This window comes from Nonomuraea sp. H19 (assembly GCF_052068215.1).
GTDB lineage: Bacteria > Actinomycetota > Actinomycetes > Streptosporangiales > Streptosporangiaceae > Nonomuraea.
On record NZ_JBQHCV010000064.1, the window covers coordinates 1 to 23,025 of the forward strand.

Below are 23,025 nucleotides of genomic sequence, written 5' to 3' on the forward strand. Positions count from 1 at the left end.
CACTCACCAGCGGAGACCACATCCGACCGCGCCAGGCCATCCCCTACTACCTGGGAAAACAGGATGGAACTCTGTCAATCGGGGCGCGTACATGTTGATCGGTGAGTGGTCACCAGTGGACACCACTCCGTTGATCTCCTCGGCGGCTACTGCCCGATCGCCAGAAGCGTTGACCTCTGTGTGACGTGGTGATGTCGCATCACTCACGGTCGCCCCTCAGCGGTTACCCGTAAAGTCATCCCCGGTGGAGATGGTGCCAGAGATGGTTTGCGCGGCAATCGATCGCTCGCCGGACGCAGTCACGGTTACCTGGGTCGTCTCGACGACAGCCTGAGGTATCTCGGTCGCAGGCAAAGAGGAAGGGCCCGCCTGAGGGGCCTGCCTGGTCGGCTGCTCGTTGTCGGCTGAGCTGCCAGGCAAGGAGTCGCCGGTGGAGATGGTGCCGGAGATGGTTTGCGCGGCAATCGATCGTTGCCCGGACGCAGTCACTTGTGCTCCTGCGGCCTGCGGGTCCGACTGCATGGCTCGGCGAGCGAGCATCACCCCGTATCCGGAGATGCCCAGACCGAGCAGTCCTGCAAACGCGCCAATCACGCTGGCCCACTTATCGGCGTCGTCAAGACCTGCCTTGAACAGCAGTACACCTAGCCCCGCCAAGGCCGTGCCTGGCGCTATCGCGCCCGCTATCCGCCATCCGGTGGTCATGGCTTCATGATGAACCGCACGCCCAAAGATCGGCGAGTTACTCCGAGAAGATCACGAAGATCGTTATAACCACCGCTTGGAGCCGTTGGCGTCACACCTGTGCCGGCGGCCCCTTTCTTGTCGAGCACCTAACGTTCTCTCGAGGATCGGGCAATTGAGATCATGAGGCTATTCGATGGCCGCCGACCCGAACGCAGGGCCGCCAAGGCCCGAGGATCGGAAGCGGTGCGCCAGCCCACGGACGGATCACCGCAGCTATCGGAAGACTCCCCACTCAGGTGTTCGCCTGACCATCAGTGCGCGGGCGGCGCTGGCCGCGACCGGCCGAAGAGCCGCAGCGCGGCCAGCGACCGCCCGACGCGCGGCAGGCCGCCGCAGGCGGGCTGCCCTTGAAACCGTGGAGAAAAGTCTCATCCAGACGATCTATCATGGCTCTGAGCTGCGGTTATGCGCTCTAGTGACAGCCGATGTCTCGGTTGATGCTTGACGTCATTGGCCCCAGGCTTGCTCAGCCGATGTGTGGGCTGCCACCTTGGAGGTAGTGGCTGATCCTGAGCCGCATGGAGCGGTGCATGCCGTAGTTGCTGACCTCGTGCCGCGGTACCCAGCGCACTTCCCGCGACTCCGTACTCGGCGTTGGCTGGCCGTTAACGGCCCGGGCCGTGAGGACCAGGGAGAACTCCTGGCGGACCTCGTCGTTGCTTGTGTAGTGGATGACGTGGCCGGGGTCGCTGTAGGTGCCGACCAGGCCCGTGATCTCACAGGTAATCCCGGTCTCTTCGAGAGTCTCCCTGATGGCTGCCTCCGGGATGGATTCGCCGAGGTCGATGGCTCCGCCCGGTAGGGCCCAGTTGTCGTTGTCGGAGCGGCGGATGAGCAGCAGCTCTCCGGCCTCGTTGGTGACCACGACGTTCACGGACGGGACGAGGCTGTTGGCGGCAGGCGCGCTCGGGTCGTTGTAGTAGTCGATCCGCTTGCTCACGCCCGGATCCTACGCTGCCCGAGGGCCTGTCGTTGAGGGCGTCGGCGTCCTCGCTCTATTCGGCTTCGGTGTCGGCCTTCACGAAGCTGCCCAGGTTGGGGACGGTGTAGACCTTGCCGGCGCCTCTGAGGCGCTCCATGGCCTTGCGTATGGTGGGGCGGGCGACTCCGAACTCTTCCATAAGCTTGACTTCGGAGATCTTGAACTTGGGTCCCCACTCGCCCGAGTCGATGCGCGTGACGAGGACCTCGAGGATCTGCTCCCAGCGGGAACGGTCCTCGTCGAACTCCCAGGTGCGCGTGTGCTCGACATATCTGGCCACAGTATGAGAGTAGGAGGGCGTTTCACGGCCCTTCATGTCGGATCGTGAAGCTCCATGGAATTGCACGGGATAGACAGGGGCTTACAGGCTTGCTAGCTTGGAGGCATGGCGTTGGTGAGCGAAGGTCCAGGGCCTCTCCGGGTGGGGCTCCGCACGTGCGCTCCGACTGGCCGCCCTGTGAGTGCGCGCGGTGCGGTTGGAGTTGGCTACTCGCTCACCAGCGCCTGTTCATCGATCGCGGTCCGTGGACCCCGACGGCGCCGCGTTGGCGATCGCGCGACAAAGGACGGTGAGCCCAGTGGCGGACTTCGGTGAATTCCACGGCATGCACCCTGCATCACCTCGTCCGGATGCGGTGCCAGTGAGGTGGTCGCCGGTCCAGCGGCGTGCGGATCGAACCCGTGTCCGGGCCTACACCTGCGAATGCCTGTCTCTGGTTTTCGAGCAGTGTCTGGCTGGTGGGCAAGGGTTCATCCGGCGGTACGACCGGTCAGTTTTTCCGTGGGTCGTCGTCGAGAGCCCATGGGTGAGGGTCGCCCAGGCCGAGGCGCTGTGGCGACAGCTCATGAATGGGGAAGCGAGGTGACGACGCGCCGAGCCATGCAGCCCGCGCACACGTAGCGTCACAATGCACAACTGATCTGTGATGGGCGTTTCCGCAGGTCGAAGGCCGCCCTGCGGTTTCGCGTGCCCTCGACTGGCAGTTTTTCTGCCAGTGGCGCAGGTCATCCGCCTTATCGTCGAAGCAAGCGACGGCGAGAGGGAGGGGCGGGGACGTGGCAACAGAGTACGTGACGCAGGGCCAGCGGATCGCGCGGGCTCGTCACCGTAAGGGGTGGGATCAAGCCACTCTCGCTGAGAAGATCGGCCGTTCCGTCTCCTGGTTGTCGAAGGTGGAGAACGGACGATTGCCTCTGGACCGCATGAGCGTGGTCGGCCAGCTCGCCGAGGTGCTCGGGGTGGAGGTCGCCGAGCTCACGGGTCAGCCATACCGGCACGAGACGACGGAGCTCGACTCCGGGCACGCGGCGGTTCCGGAGCTTCGGCTCGCGCTCCAGCAGGCTTCGTTGCCCAGCGGGGTGATGCTGCAAGCGACCAGAGAGCCGCGGTCGCTGCAGGAGCTTGAGGCGAACGTCCGCCTTGCCGAGCAGCTTCGCCAGGACGCCAAGTTCACCGCGCTGGGAGAGGTGTTGCCCAGCATCCTTACCGATCTCATCGCCATCACCAACGACTCGTCGGCCGATCGCGATCGAGCCGAAGCGTTGATGCTGCGGGCCTGTCACATGGCGCGGGTGTCGTCCAACCTTCTGGGGCATCACGACCTGGGGTGGACTGCCGTGCAACGTGAGCTTGTCGCCGCTCAACGCGTCGGTGCCCCTGACCTGGTCGCCGCGGCGAGCTGGGATCTGTGCGGTGTGTGGCTGCACGAAGCGCAGCTCGATCCTGCCAAGGACGCGGCTCTGTCGGCGCTCGACCAGATCGAACCGCATGTGGGTACGGACGACACGATCAAGGCGATGTGGGGTGCGCTGCACCTGCGGGCCGCCGTGGCGTACTCGCGGCTGTGGGATCAGCGAGAGGCCGAGAGCCATCTTGGGGAGGCTCGCCGGGTCGCCGAAGTGCTGCCGCGGGACGGCAACGTCTTCCAGACGCAGTTCAACCAAGTGAACACGACGATCCACGCGGTTGAGGTCAGCATGGAGCTGGGCCGGCCGCGCGATGTCATCTCCCGGGCCGAACACGTCGAGATCGCCCAGATCGCCTCGTCGGAACGTCAGGCTCACTACTGGACCTGCACCGCGGCGGGCTACCACATGAACAGAAAGGACAACGAAGCTGCTGACGCTCTGCTTCGTGCCGACCGGATCGCGCCTCAGCACGTCCGGAACCGTCCACTGGTCCGCAACATCGTGCGCGACCTGAGGGACAGCGGCAAGCTGCATCGTCAGCGCGAGATTCTCAACCTCGCCAAGGTGATGCGGCTGCTCTGAGCACGACAACGGAGGGCTATCCGCGCAATGGCTCCCCACCCGTCAGGTAACCCGGGGGCGCTTCGGCGTCCTGCCTACACAATGGGGTGGTACGTGGGTCTCAGTGAGATCGAAAGACAGATCCTGCTTCGCGAGCTGGCGGAGATCGCGGCCGACTTGGCCGAACTCCAGCGGCGCGCGGTCAGGATCACTTCTCGGCTTGATCAGGACGAGTCCGAGCGTCTAGCTCGTCCAGCCTGACCGTCAGCTTCTGCACGTGCTGACGGATCTCGCTTAGCTGCTCGGAGATGATGCGGAACTCTTCGCTGCGCTCGCCAGGGGTAGGGCCGGCGGTCTCGTCGTCGGGGGTCCGGCTGACGAAGCTGCCGGCTCCCTGGCGGGTCTCGATGAGTCCTTCATCGCGCAGGACGGCCAGGGCGTTGCCGATGGTCATCATGGCAACGCCGTACCGATCCGCCAGCTCGCGCGCCACGGGGAGGCGTTCCCCGACTGCATACCGGCCCGATGCGATGTCGCGCCGGATGTCCTCGGCAATCCTCAGGTACGGCCGGCGCCGGTCAGTGGTTGCCATACCTCAACAGTAGCGGTTCTAGATGCCTAGGTCTCTGGGCAACCTGTAAGCAATCTCGGAGCTCCAACCCAGCTCTATGCGTTTACAGAGCTAGATACCTAGGTATCTTTGTATCTGGAACATCACCTCAGAAGGAGACCAGCTCTCATGCGCACCATCCCTATCCCCGTCGACACCTCCAAGCTCGTGATCACCTGCGTCAAGTCGCCCAAGCCGCGGCTGCTCAACAAGGACACGGGCGAGATCAAGACAGACAAGAACGGCAACACCGTCTACGAGGTCACCGTCTCCGTGGAAGACGAGTTCGGCCGGATCGAACTCGTCAAGATCGGCACCTCGGGGGAGCCCCCGATCAGTGCTGGTCAGCAGGTCAACCCCACGGGCCTGGTCGGCTACGTGTGGGAGATCGCCGGCCGGTGGGGCATCTCCTACCGAGCCGCGGCGCTCCTACCGGCAGACGCGGGGGAGCCGCTCCGTGTCTGACACGCACCTCCTGCTGCTCGGAGTCCTGGCCGCTTCGGCGGCCGGGCTCTGGGCCTGGCGCCGCTGGCACTACCGCTCGTTCTGGCTCGTGGTCGCCTTCCCGCTGACCGCGATCAGCGTGTGGGCCAGCTGGCGCAAGGTCGCCCTCGGCTGCGGGCTGACCAAGAAGCGGCAGCGCTTCTGGTTCACCACCGTGCCGGGCCTGGTGGCCTCGACCGGTGTCGTCCAGGTCAGGCGCAGGTGGCAGCGCATCGCCGTGGACACCAGGCCGTTCATGTGGCTGCCCAAGCCCACCCGGTACGGCTGGCGGGTCACCCTGCACACCCTTGAGGGCCAGATCCCGGCCGACTACGCCGAGGCCGCCGAACGGCTCGCCCACTCCTGGGGCGTGCACGCCGTCCGCGTCTCGTCCCCTCGTCCCGGACGGGTCGTCCTGTCCGCCACCGTCCGCGATCCACTCGTCCGGGTCGAGACTCTGCCCGCGTCGCCCGAGCTGCTCAAGGTCATCGTGGGCCGTCTGGAGACCGGCGGTCCGTGGACCATCGACTTCAAGACCGTCCCGCACTGGCTCAACGCCGGAGCCACGCAGTCCGGCAAATCCAACCTCGCCAACGCCCTGGTTCAAGGGCTCGCTCCGCAACCGGTCGCACTGGTCGGCTTCGACCTCAAGGGCGGCGTGGAGTTCACCCCGTACAACCCGCGCCTGTCGGCGCTCGGCACCACGCGGGCCGAATGCGTCGCTCTCCTGGATGACCTCGTTGGCCTGATGACTAGTCGCATGGCCCAGTGCCGCGAAGCTGGCGCCCGCAACATCTGGCAACTACCGGACGACCAACGCCCGGTGCCCGTCGTCGTGCTCGTCGACGAGTTGGCCGAGCTGTACCTGATGGCAGACAAGAGCGAGAAGGACGAGATCGCCAAGACCTCGACGGCTCTCCTACGGGTGGCCCAGCTCGGGCGGGCGTTCGGCATCTACCTGTTCTGCTGTGGCCAGCGCATCGGCTCCGATCTCGGCCCAGGCGTCACCGCCCTACGCGCCCAGTGCTCGGGACGGATCTGCCACCGCGTCAACGATCCCGAAACCGCGACCATGACCCTCGGCGACCTCGACCCCGCCGCACTTGCCTCGGCACGCGCCATCCCCGCCGAGACACCCGGCGTCGCGATCGTCGCCTCACAGGACGGCCAGTGGTACCGCGCCCGCTCCTTCTACGTCAGCGAGCAAGCCGCCGAGCACGCCGCCACCGCCTACGCCGACCAGACACCGGCCTGGGCGGACGTCATCTCCGGCCATGCCGCGCAGATGAGCGACGCCGACCTGGCCGAGTTCCTCGACTCCATCCCGGACCCGCGAAAGGCCTAAATCCGATGCGACGCCTCGCCCGCTGGTCGCTCGACACCGGCCCCGTCTTCGTCCTGGCCATTATCGCTGGAGCCGGGTCTTTCACCCACATCCGCGATACCGCCAGCGAACATGGACAGTCCGGCTGGATGGCCTGGGCGATCGCCGTCTGCATCGACCTGACCTGTGTCATGGCCGCCCGCGAACGCCAACGCGACAAGAAGACCGGCCGCAGGCGGCGCGGCCTGATCTCCTGGCCCGTCCTGGTGCTAAGCGGCGGTGTCGTCCTGTCCCTGGCCGCCAATCTGCAGCAAGCCGACCCAACCGTGTGGGGACGGATCACCGCCGCCACCCCAGCGGCAACTTTCCTCGTCGCCATCTCGATGCTCGAACGCCGGACGTCCGGCCCTCGTCCCGAACCGTCCCAGGACGTCTCCGAGACGTCCCCGGCAGACGTCTCACCGTCCCGTCCCCGTCCCAGCGAGCCCGAGGCCGTCCCCGGCACCGATCGTCCTGCCCTCGTCCCCGCCCAGGACGGCCAGAACGAACAACCAGGACCGTCCCCGGCACTCGTCGACTACGCCCGCCGCGTCGCCGACGAACACCACGCCAGGCACGGCAAGCCCATCACTCGCGATGTTCTCCGCGCCCGCCTGGGCGTGTCCAACCAACTCGCCTCCGACCTGCTCCGCACCCTGCGGACCACCCCGGAAACCAGCTGAAAGGCAATCACCATGCAGAACGAACGAGACGCCCTCATCGCCGGACTCATCGCCCTGGCCGGCTTCCTCAAGGCCAACCCCGAGGTACCGGTCTCGCTGGCACCCGTCATCCTGCGGGCCTTCTCCGCCAACGGGCCAGACCACCAGATGCGCGCCGAGGTCGACAAGGTCGCCGCCCTGCTCGGTACCGAGATCGACCCCGACCACTTGCCCTACGGCCACTACATGACCGCCATCGACTTCGGGCCGGTCCGCTACGAGTTCATCGCCATCCTCGCCGCCGCCCGTGCCCGGCACGCAGCCGAAGACAGCTACCGCGGCTGTATCAAGAGCGACAACCTCTAGGAGATACCACCATGCGAATCCGCCTCGAAGGCAACCGCGCCGAACTCACGCTCGGCATGATCCACCTCCGCCAGCTTTTCACCGTCACGTCCATGTCGCGCGCCTTCCCGAACCGGAACCGGCCGCAGCACTACCGGCTCTACCTCACGATCACCCCGCGCAAGGACCGCTGACCATGGAGCCCGAAGAGCTCGAAGCCGACTGGACCGACATCCTCGCCGCCGTCCTGCTTGCTCACGGCCACTGCTGCACCTGCAACGGCACAGGCCTCGACGGCGACGGCGACACCTGCCGCGACTGCGACGGCACCGGCATCGACAACCACGGCGCATAGCCGAGATCCCCTCACCTGGCCACACAACCGCCAAGTTCCGCGCCAGGTGAGGGGCCATCCCACCAGATCGCATCCGGATAGGACGGTTCCATCTTGCACCACCCACACGCCATAGCCGGGATGATCTCCCGACTCCATCACCCGAACTACGACCGCTGGGCCCGCCAGATCAAGCGATCCGGAGGCTGTCGACAGCCCATCCACCTGCGCGGCAAGGTCGAGCACTACGACCGCCTCACCGGTCAAATTCTCCACCGTTACAGCACCATCCACGAGCCGGACGGCGTCCTGCGCGTGGCGTGCAAGACGCGGCGTGCCTCCCGCTGCCCGGCCTGCGCCGAGGTCTACCGCGCCGACACGTACCAACTCGTCCGCGCCGGCCTAGTTGGTGGCAAGGGCGTCCCCGAGACGGTCAGCGCGCACCCGTGTCTGTTCGTCACCCTCACCGCACCCTCCTTCGGGGCCGTGCACGTGCGGCGGGAGAAGAACGGCAAGGTCCTGCCCTGCCACGCTCGCCGCGACGCCGAAACTTGCCCGCACGGGCAGGTGATGTCCTGCACCGACCGGCACAGCGCCGACGACCCACGGCTCGGCGAGCCGCTGTGCCCGGACTGCTACGACTACGACGGCTCGGTGCTGTTCAACGCCATCAGTCCGGAGCTGTGGCGGCGCTTCACGCTGGCCTTGCGCCGCCGCTTCGCCAGGCTCAACGGCCTGACCGTCAAGGCCCTGCGTGAGCACGTGAGCATCGCCTTCGCCAAGGTCGCCGAATACCAGCGGCGCGGGGTGGTCCATTTCCACGCGGTCATCCGCCTCGACGGACCGGACGGCCCCGACTCACCACCCCCGGCCTGGGCGACGGCCGACGTGCTGGGCCAAGCCGTCCAACATGCGACTGCCGCAGTGACGGCGGAGATCAAGCCACTGGGCCGGACCTTCCGCTGGGGCACACAACTCGACGTTCGTCGCATCACCATGGACGGCGAACTGACCGAACAGGCCGTCGCCGCGTACATAGCCAAATACGCCACGAAGGCCGCTGAATGCGTCGGCACCCTGGACCGGCGCATCCAACCGCTCGACGACCTGAACCGGCTACCGGTCCGTGAGCACGCCCGCCAGCTGATCGCCGCCTGCATACGCCTGGGCAGTCAGCCAGGGTTGGCCGACCTCCGGCTGACCCACTGGGCCCACATGCTCGGGTTCCGTGGCCACTTCTCCACCAAGAGCCGCCGCTACTCCACCACCCTGGGCGCCCTGCGCGCCGCCCGCGAAGAACACATGCGCACAGAAGAGATCACCACCGGACGGCTTCCCCTCTTCGAGGAGGACACCGTCCTGGTCATCGCCCACTGGCAGTACGCCGGACAGGGGCTCTCCCTGGGAGAACAACTCCTCGCAGCGGCGATCACCGGCGTCCCCCTCTCAACCGTCGGCGGTGATGCTCGATGAGCAGAAGCGACGAGTTGCTGACCGTTCCGCAGGTCCTTGCCGAGCTGGGTGGGGTCTCCCGTCGCACCTTCTACCGCTGGCGCGAGCTCGGCCGTGCGCCGGTCTGCATCCAACTGCCCAACCTCGAACTCCGCGTCTGGCGGAGCGACCTCACGGCCTGGCTCGATGCGCGACGGGAGGGGAAGTGAAGACCACCTACGACGTGAGGTTCAGCCAGATCCAGCAGCGCTCCAATCGAGGTACACCGGTCTACGTCGCCCGCTGGCGGGTCGCCGGTAAGGAGAGATCGAAGAGCTTCCGCACCAAAGGGCTGGCCAACGCCTTCATGTCCGACCTGCGGCAGGCGGCCAAGGCGGGGGAGGAGTTCGACATCGCCACCGGCCTGCCGGTATCGATGCTCGCGCCGGAAGCCTCCGGGCCGTCGTTCCTCGAGTTCGCCCAGGCGTACGTGCTTCGCCGCTGGAACACCTCGGCGGCCCGGACGCGCGAGACCGACGCGTATGCGCTCCTGACGCTGATCCCGGCCTTGGTGGCCGACGCACCGCGCCGTCCCTCCGCGGAGGAGCTGCGTGAGGTCCTCAGAATTCACGTTCTCCTGCCAGAGAAGAGGCGTGCCGAGCTGACTACAGCTCAAGCTGCGGCGTTGAGCTGGCTGGAGAGGGCGTCCCTTCCATTGGCGGCACTGGGGGAGGCGCACGTTCTTCGAACCGCGCTGAACGCCATATCGGTCACCTTCGCCGGTGCTCCGGCAGGGGCGAACACGGTGCGGCGGAAGCGCTCCATTCTGCATCACCTCCTGGAGCACGCGGTGGAGGAGAAGGTGTTCAGCAGCAATCCGCTGGACGGGATCAAATGGACGGCGCCGAAGGCCCTGACGATCGTTGACCCCCGCTCGGTGGTCAACCCGTCCCAAGCGCGAAAGCTCCTCGACGCCATCCCCCAGGTAGGCCGCAAGCGCGGTGTCCGGCTCAAGGCCCTGTTCGCCTGCATCTACTACGCCGCCCTCCGACCGGAGGAGGCGGCCGACCTGCGGTTGAGAAACTGCACGCTGCCGGAGACAGGCTGGGGTCTGATCGTCCTGGAGAAGGCACGCCCCCAGGGGACGAAGCGCTGGACCAACTCCGGCGAGACCCACGAGTCACGCTGCCTGAAGCACCGCGCGGACAAGGAGACACGAGAGATCCCGATCCCGCCCGTCCTGGTCGCCATGCTCCGCGAGCACATCGCCACGTACGGCACCGCCAAGGACGGCAGAATCTTCCGCACGGGCACCGGCGGCTCCTACTCCAGCTCGGCCTACTCCTATGTCTGGCAGGAAGCCCGCAAACTCGCCCTCACCCCGGAACAGATCGCGTCGTCGCTGGCCGCCAGGCCGTACGACCTCCGTCACGCGGCGGTCTCGCTGTGGCTGAACGTGGGCGTCCCGGCCGTAGAGGTCGCCAAACGCGCCGGTCACAGCGTTGACGTCCTGCTGCGCGTCTACGCCAAGTGCATCGACGGCCAGCAAGAGCAGATCAACGGCAAGATCAACGATGCCTTGAACGAATAGCGCAGGTCTATCCGCCTCCGGCCCCGGGCGACCGGGGCCATGCCACTCAATGCCGCTCCTCAGGCCGCGTCGCTCCCGCCAGAGGTCGTTACGTTGCGTCACTCTTGCATGCACGGGCAGCGAGAGGAGGACCATGAACAGTGATCAGAACCGCTCCGCCTTCCCTACCGGAGAGTCACGTCCGGTGCGGCGCCCGCCGTACGGCCTGCCGCTTCGGGACCGGCCGCGCCTCCTCGCCTCATCTGACTCGCTCGGCTGGAGAAGGTACTCGACCCCGGCCCCGCCAGAACGATCCGCTCTTCGAGGCTGGGATCGCCTAACGCGACCGGCGGTCATCGTCGGCTTCCTGGCGTGCATAGGCGCCGGCTTCTGGTCGAGTTCATGGGGCACGAACGGCTACTCACCCCGGACGACGGTCGCCTCGATGCCGACGTCTCGCCCGATCATCTCTGAGGGCCCCGTAGCGCTCGCCTTGCCGTCGACGTCCACGTCCGCGCCTCGGACGCCTCCTCCCTCGGCGAGGTCCACGCCGAGTCCCAAGGTGTCGAAGAATAAGGCGACATCGTCCGGGAACCGTCATCGATCAGCGACATCCGCCGTGCCGCGTCCGCCTCAGCGTCGGGTCCTGCGCAGAAACCCAACGACTCGCGTTGATCGTGTGGAAGAGCCCAGGCGTATGGATAGGGAAGACGAGGGCAAGAAGCGAGAAGGATCGCTGATCGTTGCGATGTGCGACGAACTGTTTCCGACTTCCCGTCCTGAGTTCCGTTTCCGTAACCGTGCATGCCATCTGGTCTTTGGATAACGCACCACATTCGGGATCAGAGGCGGATGTCGGCGGCGATCGGTAGGTGGTCGCTGCCCGTCCTGGGGAGCGATTGGATCGCGGTCACCGTCATCGCACGGGCCAAGATCTGGTCGATGCGTGCCAGCGGGGCGCGGGCTGGCCAACTGAAGGCGAAATCGCGAGGTGGGGCAGTCATCAGCGAGAGGACCGGGCGCAACCCGCGGTCGTCGACGGTGCTGTTGAGGTCGCCGAGCAGAAGGATGCGGTCGATTGGTTCAGCGGTCAGCACCGCGCCGAGTCGGCGGGCGCTCTCGTCCCGGCGTACGGAGTCGAATCCGCCCAGACCGATTCGCACCGAGGGCAGGTGAGCGACGTAGATCGCGATGTCGCCGTGCGGGGTACGGGCGACCGCGCGCAGCCCGCGGTTCCAGTCCGGGCCGACGTCGTGCGGGCGGATGTCGACCGGGGCCGCCTCGGCGAGGGGGTAGCGGGACCAGAGACCGACCGTGCCTTGCACCGTCCGATACGGATACTCGACGCGCAGCGCGGCGTCCCAGGTCGGCAGGGCTGCTGGTACGAGCTCCTCCAGGCCGATCAGGTCTGGCCGGGTCGCGATCAACTCGCGCGCTGTGCTGGCCGGGTCGGTGTTCTCGTCACTGACGTTGTGCTGCACAGCGACCAGGTGATGTGGCCGTTCCTCTTGGGGCAACATATGCCCGCCGAATTGGACAAGCCAGGCGGCGGCCGGCAGCAGCGCGGCCAGCGCGCTCACCGCGGAGCGCCGCCACCAGGCCAGGCCGAGCAGCACGGGAACGACCAGCACGAGCCACGGCAGGAAGGTCTCGATCAGGCTGCCGAGGTAGCCAACCCCATTCGGCACGGCCCGAGGGAAGGCCAGGACGGTGGCGGTCAGCGCCGCGAGTGCGAGCAGGACGACACGGAAGATCGGCACCGCGCGATCCTTGCAGGCTTCCGCCACTTCCGGTATCGCCTACGCGTGCGTGAACGATGACGCTCGGAGGCCGCAGCCGTTCGGGGCGGTAGATGTCAGGAGCGAATCGATGAGGCGCTTCCTAAGGCGTAGATCTGTCCTCTCCCGACTGAGGGGCTGAAGACGTTTTCGGCATGGATGACTTTGCCTGGACAGTAGTGGCGGCCCAGGCAAGACCGAGATGCACGCCTTCGGCCAGAGGTCTTGCGTTGCCGATCTCCCAGAGGAAGCCCGCAGCGAAGGCGTCGCCTGCTCCGGTGGTGTCTACTGCATCTGTTGGGATGGCCGGGTAGTGGTCGCTCTTGCCCGATGAGTAGACGGTGACGCCTTTGGCGCCTTCGGTCACGATGACAGTGGCTTCCTCCGGGATCACGGAGAAGTCGTTACGGGATCCGATCAGGTATTGCATGGCGGGGGTGGTGCCCGGCGGGACGCTGGTGACCAGCGCTCCTGCGGCTGCCATGGCTTGGGCTGCGGCGGTGAAGGAGTCGTGCCAGGCGGCGAAGTAAACGATGTCTCCTGGCGCCACCGCCTCGACCGGGATCGTGATGGTGTGCAGCAGGTCAGCGTGGATGCCGATGATGGTCCGTTCGCCATTAGGCTCGATGAGCAGAACTACAGAGGACGTGTGCCCCGGCAGGACCTGCACATGATCGACGTCCACCCTTGCAGCAGTGAGCGTCATCGTCATGTTCTGGCCGGCAGCATCGGCCCCCACATAGCCCACCATGTGGACACGGCCCCCGGCCTGGCTGAGCGCGACGGCGACATTGGCGCCGGTTCCGCCTGGACGCTCGACGCTTTCGCCGGCTTGGACGAAGTGACCGCTCGCGGGGATGCGGTCAACGTACAGGGCGAGGTCCCAGGCGATGGGGCCGATGATCCAGAAGTCAGGCATACGCCGCCCGTCGCATGGCCCACAGCCCTTCGGCAAGCACGTCCAGCCCTACCGGGAGAGCGACTTGTGGTGCCCAGGGGATGTCCGCCGAGTCTTGGCGGCAGCTCAGGATGCCTCCGATGATTGCAGCCACGGTGTCAGTGTCCCCACCAAGGCTGACCGCATACCGCATGGCATCAACCGGTTCGTCGTGAAGGTGCAGTACATGCAGGATCGCCCCCAATGTGTCCATGACATCCAGCGAGACTCCGCTCGAATCGGGCTCCCATCCTGGGGTGAAGGGGACGCTGAAGTGATCGAGTTCTTCTCGGGCAACAGAGATCAGGTCCTCGGCGGTGCAGGCCTCGAACGCCCAAGATCCCATGGCGGCAACAGCGCAGGCGGTGGCGATGGCCTTCGGGTCGGCATGGGTCGTTTTCGTCATTCGTATGGCCAGCTCGCGGCGGCGTTCGGTATCGGTGGCGGGCAGGGCCCAGCCGATGGGCAGCACGCGCATCATGGCTCCGTTGGTCGCTCCGCCATCGGCTACCAGTGACCCGGTTGCCTCAAACCGCGCGACCGCTCTGCGAGTGGTGGGGCCGGCTCCCCGCATGGTCGGCAGTGCCGCAGCCAGGGCGGTGAGAAAGGCGGCCTCTGAGCCGCCGGTGCCGATCAGATTCTGGGCAAGCAGGATGAGCTGTTCGGTGTCGTCTGACGTGCTGCCGAGCGGCCATCCTTCTCGTGTGGTGAGCGTGTCGGAGAGACGGATGTCCTGGCGAGGTTTTCCCTCCCAGGGGACGCCGAGAGCGTCGCCACAGCAGAAGCCGGTCAGCCCGTTGAGGATGCGTACTGCAGGTGGGATCGCCTGGTCGGGGAACAACTGGGCGAGGACGCCGAACCCAGCCCGCTCGATGGCACGTCGCCCGCGGTCGGCGTAGCGGACGCGTTGGCGACCTTGTGCCAGGCGTGCCAGTGAAAGGTAGGCAGAGGCCATGTCGTAGGGGGTGCCGTGGTGCTCGAACTCTTTCAGCGCCTGGGTGGTCAGTTCCCGCGCGCCGCCATGGTCGCCGTTGGCCTGCCGTACGTCGGCTTCGCTGTGGGTGACCTTCGCCGCGAGTAGGCCGTCACCGAGATCTCGGGCTGCGCGACCGGCCTCGGCGAGAGTCTGAGCGGCTTCTCCTATCAGACCTAGTCCGCATTGGGCCTTGCCCAGCCCGTGGAGGGACTGAGCGATTCCGCGGGCGTCTTCTGACGCTCTACGGATGTCGAGGGCCTTGTTCTGGCTGTCCAACGCGATCTGCCACGTGCCGGTGGCCTCGGCGACCAGCGCTGCGTCCTGTAGCAGGCCGGCGTACAGGGCCTGGTCGCGCAAGTGGGCGGGACGGGCAGCCACGTCCTGCAGTGCCTGGTTGATGAGCGCGTCGGCACGATCGACGTTGCCGGAGAAGTATTCGATCTCGCCGAGAAGTTTGAGCCAGGGTGCCTGGTCAGTCGTGGCGTTCATGCCCTCGGTGGCGTGCCCACGTCCTTCTGCGAATCGTCCTCTATACAGCTCGATCTCGGCCAACCGGAACAGGAAGCCTTCCCGGGCGTTCCCTTCCGTGAGCGCCAACGCCGCCCGGGCCAGGTTCTCGGCCCTTTCGAAGTCACCTCTGCAGAAGGCCACCTCGGCGCGGAGCAACTCGGCATGTGCTGACCGGTGAGGTAGCCCGTCCAGCAGGGCTTCGGCCTGGACCCAGCGGCCGAGCCCGAGGTAGGCGCGGGCCACGCGGTACAGGCAGCGGCCTTTGTCCTCGTCGCGGTCGATGCGTAGTTCGCTGAGCAGACTTGCGAGGGCGCGGCATTGGTCGAAGCGGCCGGTGGCGAGGCTGCGATCCATGAGCGTGACCCAGGCGGCCACGCCTTGGGCGGAGTGGAGGTGGCTCAAGTGGTAGGCCGCCTCCAACTCGGCGGTGAACTCCTGGCGCCCGCCATAGTGCCGGGCCAGCGCCTCATGGGCTCTGCGCACCTCCGCCGGGCGGACGTGTTGGAGTGACCGGCGCAGGATGTTGTGCATGGTGTAGGCGCCAGATCCGCTGGCCGTACCTCCCCGTAGCGGCGAGATGAAGGAGAAGGCCGTCACTTTGCTGAAGGCGCTGCGGTCGCAGGGGAAGTCCAGCGTCTGGCCGAGGTGGTGGAAGGTTTCGGCGGTGAAGGCGCGGCAGGCACTCACGGCCAGGATGCCGTACTCGGCCTCGGCGGGCGTCCACTGCAGCAACCGGCGAGCCAAGTCGCGTTCCTTGTCGACCAACGTGACAAAGTCGGCAGGATCCAGACAGGACCCGGCGGCCAGCGCCACGTCGGCGCACAAGCCCAGGAAGTAGGGGTGCACCTCGTCTGGAGCGGTGGAGGCGTAGTTCACCAGCGCTGCTTGCATGGCGGGATCGGTAATGCCGGCGAGGGTGAGGTACTGCGTCGCATCCGCGGTGGTCAGGTGGCCGACCAGCCGGTGATCGATATAGCGCTCCGGGATGGGCAAGACGGGCGCGGACGGCCACGGCGGACGGGTGCGGCCTGCCACGACGGCGACGATCCCGGCTCCCAGATCGAGGTGGCCGAGCAGACAGCGCAGCCACTCATCGCGCATCAGCTTGTCAGCGTGGATCAAGCTGTCGGCATCCCCAATGGCCTCGCCGAAGAACGCCTCGTGGGTGTCGAAGAGCAACACGATCCGCGCATGGTCGCCAGCAGCGTCGTTGAGATCCTTGGCGAACAGACGCGGCAGCTCATGCAGGAGGTCCGGCTCAGGCACCAGAGCCAGGATGTACTCCGCGTCATCTTGGGAGAGACGGCGCTGCATCCGCCTGCGGGTGAACGCCTTGTCCATGCGCGAATTGAGCATCTGGAACAGTTGCTGCCCCACGCGCAGAACCGGCAGCGTCAACACGGCATCGGCGATGTCCAACGCGATGTTGACCTCGCCGCGGGGGAACAACTCGGGCACCCGATGGGCGATGTCGAAGCCGAGCTTGTGGAGGTAGGTGATGGCGGCGAAGTCGAAGCGGGGCGTGGCGATCCCGTGTAGGGCAAGTTGGCGCTTGAGCATGAACAACGCCGAGAACGCCTCCTGCGGACGGTTCTCACCCGCCGGCCGGGCTCCGAAGTCGATCCTGGCCACCGGCACCTGCTGACCGTGCTCGGCCAGTCGCTCCAGCAGTTCAGGGTCAGGGGCGTCGCGAACGCTTTCCCACCTGTCGGTACGCAGGCAGCAACGCTTCTCCAGATGGCGCAGCAGCAAGGACTTGCCGTTGCCACCCAGCCCGTGCAGGTAGAGGATCCGCTCAGGGGGTGGGTCCTCGTTGATGCGTGTGACGACATGCCGGGTCAGCTCGAAGCGGTTTGCGAACAAATCGAGTGAACGGTCATGCGCTACTACAGATCTGGTTTTTCCCTCCTGAAAGATCGGCACAGTCAACTCGGTATGTGTGTAAGTCGCATGTGGTATCCCGTCCCGGGTAGACGAGCGTCTCAACGGCGTTGTACGGCCCAGATCCATGCAGCAGGACCGACGTTGTGAAGCCGTCTTGACAGGTTCTACACCGGGCGTCGGCCCACTTCCACCTGGTTGGACTGCTTGCTCTACTGCTCTCCGCCACCGAACAGTTGCCAGAACCGCTCCTGACTCGCTCGGTCTCCGCCTCCCTGATCTCGACGCGTTCCTCGCCGGACTCACCATGTCGGCGTTCCCAGATCACATCGCTGACATGCCACGCCTCCCGGCGGGAGAATGTAGGCGCGTATGTGGACCTCCGCCCGCTCGGTGGCAGTAACGACAGATTCTGGTGGGTTGAGACCCGCGGACGGGCGGTTGAACCGGGAGCGCGCCGGCTCGCGTACTCCTGGGCGAAACGGCGATCGCCATATCGGTACCGCAGGAATCCGTAGACAAATGTCGGGTTAGTCCTAGGCTGGTTGGCGATCCGGATGTGTTCCCCGACGATGCCGGAAACGCTTATGACGCAGCCGACCGATCTCCCGTCGAAGCCGTTCGACCATGAGTTCTCTGGAATCCACCCATCGTGGATGGACCAGTTCGAGAAAGCACTTGGCCGTGCCGGAGAGCTGTTCCGTAGGCAGGAGCCGCTGGTCCGGCGTGTCATGGAGAAACTCGAGCTGGATGTCTCGGGGCTGGCCGCCATGCGGGAGGCGGAGGGCTGGATCCGCGCCAAGACTCCTGAACTCCGGCGGCGGAACGAAGCCATCCAGGCGATGGAAAAGACCTGGGGACCCGAGCGGTCGAATGGACTGCTCGGATTCGACGAGGAACTGCACAAGAAAGTCTCCTACGACGCCGACGCCTACGCGGCGGCGGCCGCCCTCAACGAGGCTGCGGATGGCGAGGAAGTCGACGACAAGACGCTCCCCCACCTGGAGAAGCACGCGGGAGACGCCGGCTTCGCGCTCAAACTGATGAACGCCATGGGCCCGGAGCGGGTCCGGCGTCTCCTCGCCAAGACCGACGGGAAGGACAAGAAATCCCAGCGCCTGCAAGCGGCTCTGGGCAAGGCGCTCGGTAGTGCCAGCGCCCAGTTGAGCCCACAGTGGCGCAAGGACCTGACGGCCAACCTTTCGCGCAACACTCAAGCCGGGATCGCCGCCGCACTGAAACACGGAACCTTCAACAGCTCTTTCCTGCTGGAGGTGGCCAAGGCGCTGGATGCTACGGAGCGCAAGCAAGCGATGCACCACGGTGTCGAACGACATCCGATGGTGGACGTGATGGAGGCGTTGAAGAAGCACCCATACGTCGCCCAGGGATTCTTCGCCAGCGGCGACAGGCTCAAGTACTACACGACCATGCTCCCTTTGGGGGATGGCGGCGTGGCGGTGGGCGAAGCGCTGGAAGCGGCCACCATGATCTACCGGGACCGCGCGGGGTCAGCCGCGCAGCCGTCCTCCGGTTACCTGTCGGCCAAGCTGGCCTCGGACCTCATGCATCTCGAATACGAGCAGATTCACGCGGGCAAGCGGCAGGAAGCGTTCGTCGTGCCCATCTCCATCGGGCGGATCCTGGCAGCGTACATTCCCGATGTCAATCGGGCCGCGAAAGGAGGGATCGAAAAGCCCGGAGTTTACGAGCAAGACCATCCCGGCCTGCCCGGGCCCGAGCCTTGGGGCGCAAAGTTCGACCGACAAGAACTGCGTGAAGTGATGAAGAACGTCTTCACCAAGGACGAGAAGGCCTTCGGGTTGGTTATGGCCGCGCAAGCGGCGCTGAGCAGCAGACTGTTCGACCACGCCGCCGCACAGCCCGCCGGGAACGACCGCAAGAACGCCATGGCCTCCGCCACGCTCGAAGCCGCTGCAGGTTTCGGGATGCTCGCACACGCGGCCGGCATCGGAAAGATCGAGGAAGGCCGTGAACTGGACGAGGCACAGAAACGCAACATGAAGATCCTTATGGCGGTCATCAACACAGGACTGTCCTTCCCACAGACAGCGGCATGGCCGATCACAGCCAGCGTGGTGAGTTCCTGGAGTGGTGTAATCGAGGACAGCGTCAAAGGGACGGCAGAAAAGGATGCCATCGCGTCCGCCAATTCCGCCGCTGACCGGACCCGCGAGCTCGTCGGTCTGCTCGCGGCGCAGGCCATGTTCAACCACGGCCTGTTCGGATCGGCGAACCCGCCCGCCAAGTCCCATCCCTGGGCATCGCTGACCGACCTGAAGCCCGGCGAAGATCCCCGCAAGGCATTGAACAATTTCCTCAAGGACGATGGTAAGACGCTGATGACCCTGGAAGAGATGATGAAGTCCGACCAGCGACCCTACGATGCCTACAAGGCATGGCTATCCCGCTCAAAAGACAACCCATGGGTGGACCTGGAAATGAAACAAACCTTGGACGGAGCCTTCAAAAACGGCTTCCCATACTTCTAAACCGATGAAAGAATCCATCGCCCGAGTAGCCACCCTGCTCGCCTGCGCACTGGTATTGACAACGGCATGCCAGGAGGACAAGCCGCCCGCAGTCGATACGGCTCCCCTTCCGTCCGTGCCCGCCCCTCCTTACCTGTGTGATCATATTCCGGAGGCTGCGGCCAAACTGATGACTGGGGTGAGCAAGCCCGTCGTGGTCGGTTTTCTCAAGGAATGGCGCAACGGCGTGGGTTACGGCACGTGCGCCACCTACCAGCCGACAGGTGAGCGGGCCCAATTGCTGTACGTCGTCCTCGATTCTTGGGGCGTCCGCGGTCAGATTGATGAATATCTCAAAGATGGCGGGAAGCTGCTGCCCGCAATCGTGCCTGGTGGCTACGGAGCGTACATAAAAGATCCTGATCAGGAGACCCGGGTGGCCGCGTTGATCGTCAAGGGTAAAGCCCGGCTGTCAGTCGAGCTCGTACGGGGCGTCAAAGGGCGGGACAACGCCGCGGACCTGGTGGCGCTCATGAAACTAATAGCACCGAGACTCCTCGCCGACACCGACACACCGTCCCCCAGTCCGTCCCGGAAGAAGGGGAACTGAACCGATGCCCGAAATGGTGCCCAATCCGCTGCGGGAGGCGTTGCAGGACGCGCTGCGGACGATCGAGCCGCTGATTCACGAGATGCGAGATGCGCTCAACGCCCCCGCCAAGAACTTCCACACCGGCAGAATCTGGACGGGCCCGGTCGCCAAGACCTTCGACGGAGAGCTCGATCGGCACAACGGGCGGGTTCAGCATGCGGGTGAAACCATCCTGAACGATCTACGCTGGCAGATCACGCGTACCGCAGCCGAGGTCACCGAGCAGCAGGCGCTAGAGATCAGCCGCCGGTACGACCTGTAGCCGGTCCGGCGCGGTGCCAGCGCAGGCCATACTGAACTGATCATCACTCCAGAGCGTGGAGACTACGCCCGCTCACGGTTAGGAAGCGGCGTCGTTCGGTTTTTGGCGGAAGTACCTGGTGAGAAATCACTCTCATCGCGCCGCTTTCGATCCTGCCCTCCACCCCAGCGATCCGCTGTGCATCGGAGGCCCCCGATCGGCAGATCGGGACTGGATTGAGTGAAGATCCCGGTAATCTCAGGACGTATCGGTGATGCGGCCCGACGGGCTTCCGCTCTGATGGCGGACACGCCCCCATACCGCACGAGTCTTTCGTGCTGCCTGGGGGTAGATCCGTGGCCGTTTTCCGGCATTCGGCGGAAAGTCTGGTCCAGCTGGTGTCCGAGTCGGTGCCCGAGCGCGTCCTCAGTGATGTGATTGCGGACTGCCTGCGCGCCACTCAAGGGATCAATCCGGGTAGGGGTGAACGCAGGTCCTGGGACCGGAGCATCCCGATTCTGGCCAGGGATCTGGTTGAAGCCGGACTTGGTGGCGTCGAGATGCTCGTCGAATACCAACTCCCGTTAACCAGCAAGCGGGCCGACGTCATCCTCGCCGGGCGGGACCGGCGGACGGGAGCCGACTCCTATCTGATCGTCGAGCTCAAGCAGTGGAGCCAGGCCGAGCTCTACGAGGACGACGCCGATCTTGTTCTGGTGTCGGGCATGGGCGATCGGCCCAAGCTTCACCCGGTCGTGCAGGTGCGGGGCTACTGCGAATACCTGGCCGATTTCGTCGGGGCTCTGGATCAGCACAGGAACGCGGTGCGTGGGGTTGCTTACCTGCACAACGCCAGCGATCCGGACATCCACGATCTCTATGACCACGTCGAGGACGAGCGCACTCGGCTCTTCAGCAAGACGCGTAGGGGTCAGTTCGTCGACTACCTCAAGGCGCAGTTCGCGCCCGAGTCGGGGGCCGCGGTGGCCGATCGCCTGTTGTCCAGCGCCATCCGTCCGTCCAAGCAGTTGCTGAAGGTCGCTGCGGGTGAGATCAAGAACCGCGATCAGTTCGTCCTGCTGGCCGAGCAGCGTCTGGCCTACGAGATGGTGCTGCACGCGGTGGAGAAGGCACGGGCGGGCAACTCGAAGCAGGTGGTGATCATCACGGGAGGACCCGGCTCCGGCAAGAGCGTCATCGCGCTGTCCCTGTTGGGTGAGCTCTCCGATCGCGGCTACTCGGCTCTGCATGCCACCGGTTCGCGCTCCTTCACCGAGACGATGAGGCGCGTTGTCGCCAGGGGATCGACTCGGATGAAGGCGGTGTTCAAGTACTTCAACAACTTCATGACCGCCAAGCCCAACGATCTGGATGTGCTGATCTGCGACGAGGCCCACCGTATTCGCGAGACCTCGGCCAATCGGTTCACCAGGTCGGCCGAGCGGACGGGCCGGCCACAGCTGGACGAGCTGATTGCCGCCGCGCGGGTGCCGGTGTTCCTGCTGGATGAGCATCAGGTGGTACGGCCGGGGGAGATGGGGCGGGTCGCGGACATCACGGCCTACGCCGATTCTCTCGGACTTGCCGTACATCAGGTCGATCTGGACGCGCAGTTCCGCTGTGGCGGGAGCCGCAAGTACGAGGAGTGGGTGCTGCGGCTGCTGGGCCTGGACGGCGGCGCTGCGGAGGCGTGGACGGGTGACGACCACTTCACTGTTTCCCTCGCCGAGTCGCCATACGAGTTGGAGGCCGTGTTGAGGAGCAGGCTGGAAGCAGGGTATTCGGCTCGGATGACGGCGGGATTCTGTTGGCCGTGGAGTGCCCCGAACGGGGATGACAGCTTGGTCGCGGACGTGCGGGTCGGTGACTGGGCGCGTCCGTGGAACGTCAAGGGTGACAGAGCCGTGGGGAACGCTCCGGCCAGCGCCTTGTGGGCCTCAGCTCCCGGCGGGTTCGAGCAGGTGGGATGCGTCTACACCGCCCAGGGATTCGAGTACGACTGGAACGGCGTGATATTCGGCCCGGACCTCGTCTACCGCGACGGCAAGCTTGTCACCGTCCGCAGCGCCAGCAAAGACCCGGCGCTGGTGCGCAGAGGAGTCAGTGACGAACAGGCGGACCGGCTGATCCGCAACACCTACAAGGTGCTCCTGACTCGCGGCATGATGGGCACCGCTGTGTACTCGGTCGATCCGGCGACGCAGGAGTTCCTCGCGGGGCTGCTGGAGCCGCGTGTATGAGTGCCCCCTGCGGAACCCAGTGCACACCAAAGTCTCCATCAAAGTCGGGGCGGTTCAAGTTCGGTCGGTCCGGTTATCCAGGCCGGGCGTATCGAAGGATCCACCTTCTACGCTCCACCGGACGGGCACGCTGGCGGTGATCGAGGGGCAAGGCGCAGACCGGCCCGTACGCGAAGCTCGTGACATCTCCTCACTCCAGGCCTCAGGGTTTCGCCACCGCGATGAAGATCGACGGACAAGCTGTGGCCGCTTCGCAGGCGTACGGCATCGGCTCGTGACCGGTTTATCAGCTTCATCGGCTGGGCCCGAGCAGGGTGGCGGCGGCGATGTAGTCGCCTACCACGGCCTTGATGTCCTCGACCGCGGTCGGTGTGTCACCCTGAACGCACATCTATAACACCCGCCCCGACAGCGTGAGCATCTTGGTGACACATGCCAACGAACGCGACCGGACATCCAACCTCGGTCGCGTCCTCGGAGCGGTGTAAAAGGCTCGACGAGGTAGGTGCCGTGAGTGGATCTTAGGCGGCCTCGGTGGCGG

The 23,025-nt window shown here is 65.7% G+C and carries 21 protein-coding genes; 14 read left to right on the forward strand and 7 right to left on the reverse strand.

Translation table 11 applies throughout. The features are described from left to right. Positions 1-216: 216 nt before the first annotated feature. The 3 genes from ACTMTI_RS55100 to ACTMTI_RS55110 form a co-directional block, all read right to left on the reverse strand. The gene (locus tag ACTMTI_RS55100; protein ID WP_441129096.1) at positions 217-705 is read right to left on the reverse strand and encodes a hypothetical protein; all 489 of its coding nucleotides are present in this window, start codon (positions 703-705) and stop codon (positions 217-219) included. A gap of 508 nt (positions 706-1,213) precedes the next feature. Beyond that, complete coding sequence (locus ACTMTI_RS55105) at positions 1,214-1,687, reverse strand: NUDIX domain-containing protein (protein ID WP_441129097.1); 474 nt, start codon at positions 1,685-1,687, stop codon at positions 1,214-1,216. A gap of 55 nt (positions 1,688-1,742) precedes the next feature. Then, positions 1,743-2,009, reverse strand: coding sequence for a winged helix-turn-helix domain-containing protein (locus tag ACTMTI_RS55110; RefSeq protein WP_138666011.1), 267 nt, complete (start codon positions 2,007-2,009; stop codon positions 1,743-1,745). A gap of 776 nt (positions 2,010-2,785) precedes the next feature. Here ACTMTI_RS55110 and ACTMTI_RS55115 point away from each other — a divergent pair. Beyond that, on the forward strand, positions 2,786-4,000 hold the full coding sequence (locus tag ACTMTI_RS55115; protein WP_441129098.1) for a helix-turn-helix domain-containing protein: 1,215 nt from the start codon (positions 2,786-2,788) through the stop codon (positions 3,998-4,000). A 187-nt stretch (positions 4,001-4,187) separates the two neighbouring features. On the opposite strand, the gene ACTMTI_RS55120 is transcribed toward ACTMTI_RS55115, so the two are convergent. Beyond that, positions 4,188-4,571 (reverse strand): GntR family transcriptional regulator, encoded by a 384-nt coding sequence (locus ACTMTI_RS55120; protein WP_441129099.1) that lies wholly within the window; start codon positions 4,569-4,571, stop codon positions 4,188-4,190. Positions 4,572-4,718: 147 nt separating this feature from the next. Here ACTMTI_RS55120 and ACTMTI_RS55125 point away from each other — a divergent pair, with 147 nt between their 5' ends. The 9 genes from ACTMTI_RS55125 to ACTMTI_RS55165 all read left to right on the forward strand — a co-directional run bounded on the left by ACTMTI_RS55125 (position 4,719) and on the right by ACTMTI_RS55165 (position 10,798). Then, entirely contained in the window at positions 4,719-5,054 is a 336-nt protein-coding gene (locus ACTMTI_RS55125; RefSeq protein WP_138666014.1) for an SCO3933 family regulatory protein, read from the forward strand. Next, a complete protein-coding gene (locus ACTMTI_RS55130; RefSeq protein ID WP_441129100.1) occupies positions 5,047-6,417 on the forward strand; it encodes an FtsK/SpoIIIE domain-containing protein in 1,371 nt (456 codons plus the stop codon). Before ACTMTI_RS55125 ends, ACTMTI_RS55130 begins: the two co-directional genes overlap by 8 nt. Positions 6,418-6,422: 5 nt before the next feature. Next, a complete protein-coding gene (locus ACTMTI_RS55135) occupies positions 6,423-7,118 on the forward strand; it encodes a DUF2637 domain-containing protein (RefSeq protein ID WP_441129101.1) in 696 nt (231 codons plus the stop codon). Between the two features lie 12 nt (positions 7,119-7,130). Next, positions 7,131-7,463, forward strand: a complete 333-nt coding sequence (locus tag ACTMTI_RS55140; protein ID WP_441129102.1) for a hypothetical protein — start codon at positions 7,131-7,133, stop codon at positions 7,461-7,463. An 11-nt stretch (positions 7,464-7,474) separates the two neighbouring features. Beyond that, on the forward strand, positions 7,475-7,636 hold the full coding sequence (locus ACTMTI_RS55145) for a hypothetical protein (protein ID WP_441129103.1): 162 nt from the start codon (positions 7,475-7,477) through the stop codon (positions 7,634-7,636). Positions 7,637-7,638: 2 nt separating this feature from the next. Next, the gene (locus ACTMTI_RS55150; RefSeq protein ID WP_441129104.1) at positions 7,639-7,797 is read left to right on the forward strand and encodes a hypothetical protein; all 159 of its coding nucleotides are present in this window, start codon (positions 7,639-7,641) and stop codon (positions 7,795-7,797) included. Between the two features lie 120 nt (positions 7,798-7,917). After that, positions 7,918-9,249, forward strand: coding sequence for a replication initiator (locus tag ACTMTI_RS55155; protein WP_441129105.1), 1,332 nt, complete (start codon positions 7,918-7,920; stop codon positions 9,247-9,249). Next, positions 9,246-9,437, forward strand: coding sequence for a helix-turn-helix transcriptional regulator (locus ACTMTI_RS55160; protein WP_441129106.1), 192 nt, complete (start codon positions 9,246-9,248; stop codon positions 9,435-9,437). Before ACTMTI_RS55155 ends, ACTMTI_RS55160 begins: the two co-directional genes overlap by 4 nt. Next, positions 9,434-10,798 (forward strand): tyrosine-type recombinase/integrase, encoded by a 1,365-nt coding sequence (locus ACTMTI_RS55165; RefSeq protein WP_441129107.1) that lies wholly within the window; start codon positions 9,434-9,436, stop codon positions 10,796-10,798. The genes ACTMTI_RS55160 and ACTMTI_RS55165 overlap by 4 nt, the downstream gene beginning before the upstream one ends. 821 nt (positions 10,799-11,619) lie before the next feature. Here ACTMTI_RS55165 and ACTMTI_RS55170 read toward each other — a convergent pair. From ACTMTI_RS55170 to ACTMTI_RS55180, 3 genes are all read right to left on the reverse strand, one after another. Next, positions 11,620-12,537 (reverse strand): endonuclease/exonuclease/phosphatase family protein, encoded by a 918-nt coding sequence (locus tag ACTMTI_RS55170; RefSeq protein WP_441129108.1) that lies wholly within the window; start codon positions 12,535-12,537, stop codon positions 11,620-11,622. A gap of 121 nt (positions 12,538-12,658) precedes the next feature. Further along, the gene (locus ACTMTI_RS55175) at positions 12,659-13,474 is read right to left on the reverse strand and encodes a carbohydrate kinase family protein (RefSeq protein WP_441129109.1); all 816 of its coding nucleotides are present in this window, start codon (positions 13,472-13,474) and stop codon (positions 12,659-12,661) included. Then, the gene (locus ACTMTI_RS55180) at positions 13,467-16,901 is read right to left on the reverse strand and encodes an ADP-ribosylglycohydrolase family protein (RefSeq protein ID WP_441129110.1); all 3,435 of its coding nucleotides are present in this window, start codon (positions 16,899-16,901) and stop codon (positions 13,467-13,469) included. The genes ACTMTI_RS55175 and ACTMTI_RS55180 overlap by 8 nt, the downstream gene beginning before the upstream one ends. A gap of 614 nt (positions 16,902-17,515) precedes the next feature. Between ACTMTI_RS55180 and ACTMTI_RS55185 the strand changes: the two genes are divergently transcribed. The 4 genes from ACTMTI_RS55185 to ACTMTI_RS55200 all read left to right on the forward strand — a co-directional run bounded on the left by ACTMTI_RS55185 (position 17,516) and on the right by ACTMTI_RS55200 (position 22,484). Next, positions 17,516-19,372 (forward strand): hypothetical protein, encoded by a 1,857-nt coding sequence (locus ACTMTI_RS55185; RefSeq protein ID WP_441129111.1) that lies wholly within the window; start codon positions 17,516-17,518, stop codon positions 19,370-19,372. Positions 19,373-19,376: 4 nt separating this feature from the next. Beyond that, a complete protein-coding gene (locus ACTMTI_RS55190) occupies positions 19,377-19,961 on the forward strand; it encodes a hypothetical protein (protein ID WP_441129112.1) in 585 nt (194 codons plus the stop codon). A gap of 4 nt (positions 19,962-19,965) precedes the next feature. Beyond that, the gene (locus ACTMTI_RS55195; protein WP_441129113.1) at positions 19,966-20,265 is read left to right on the forward strand and encodes a hypothetical protein; all 300 of its coding nucleotides are present in this window, start codon (positions 19,966-19,968) and stop codon (positions 20,263-20,265) included. 539 nt (positions 20,266-20,804) lie between these two features. Next, the gene (locus tag ACTMTI_RS55200; protein WP_441129114.1) at positions 20,805-22,484 is read left to right on the forward strand and encodes a DNA/RNA helicase domain-containing protein; all 1,680 of its coding nucleotides are present in this window, start codon (positions 20,805-20,807) and stop codon (positions 22,482-22,484) included. Positions 22,485-23,025: the final 541 nt, after the last annotated feature.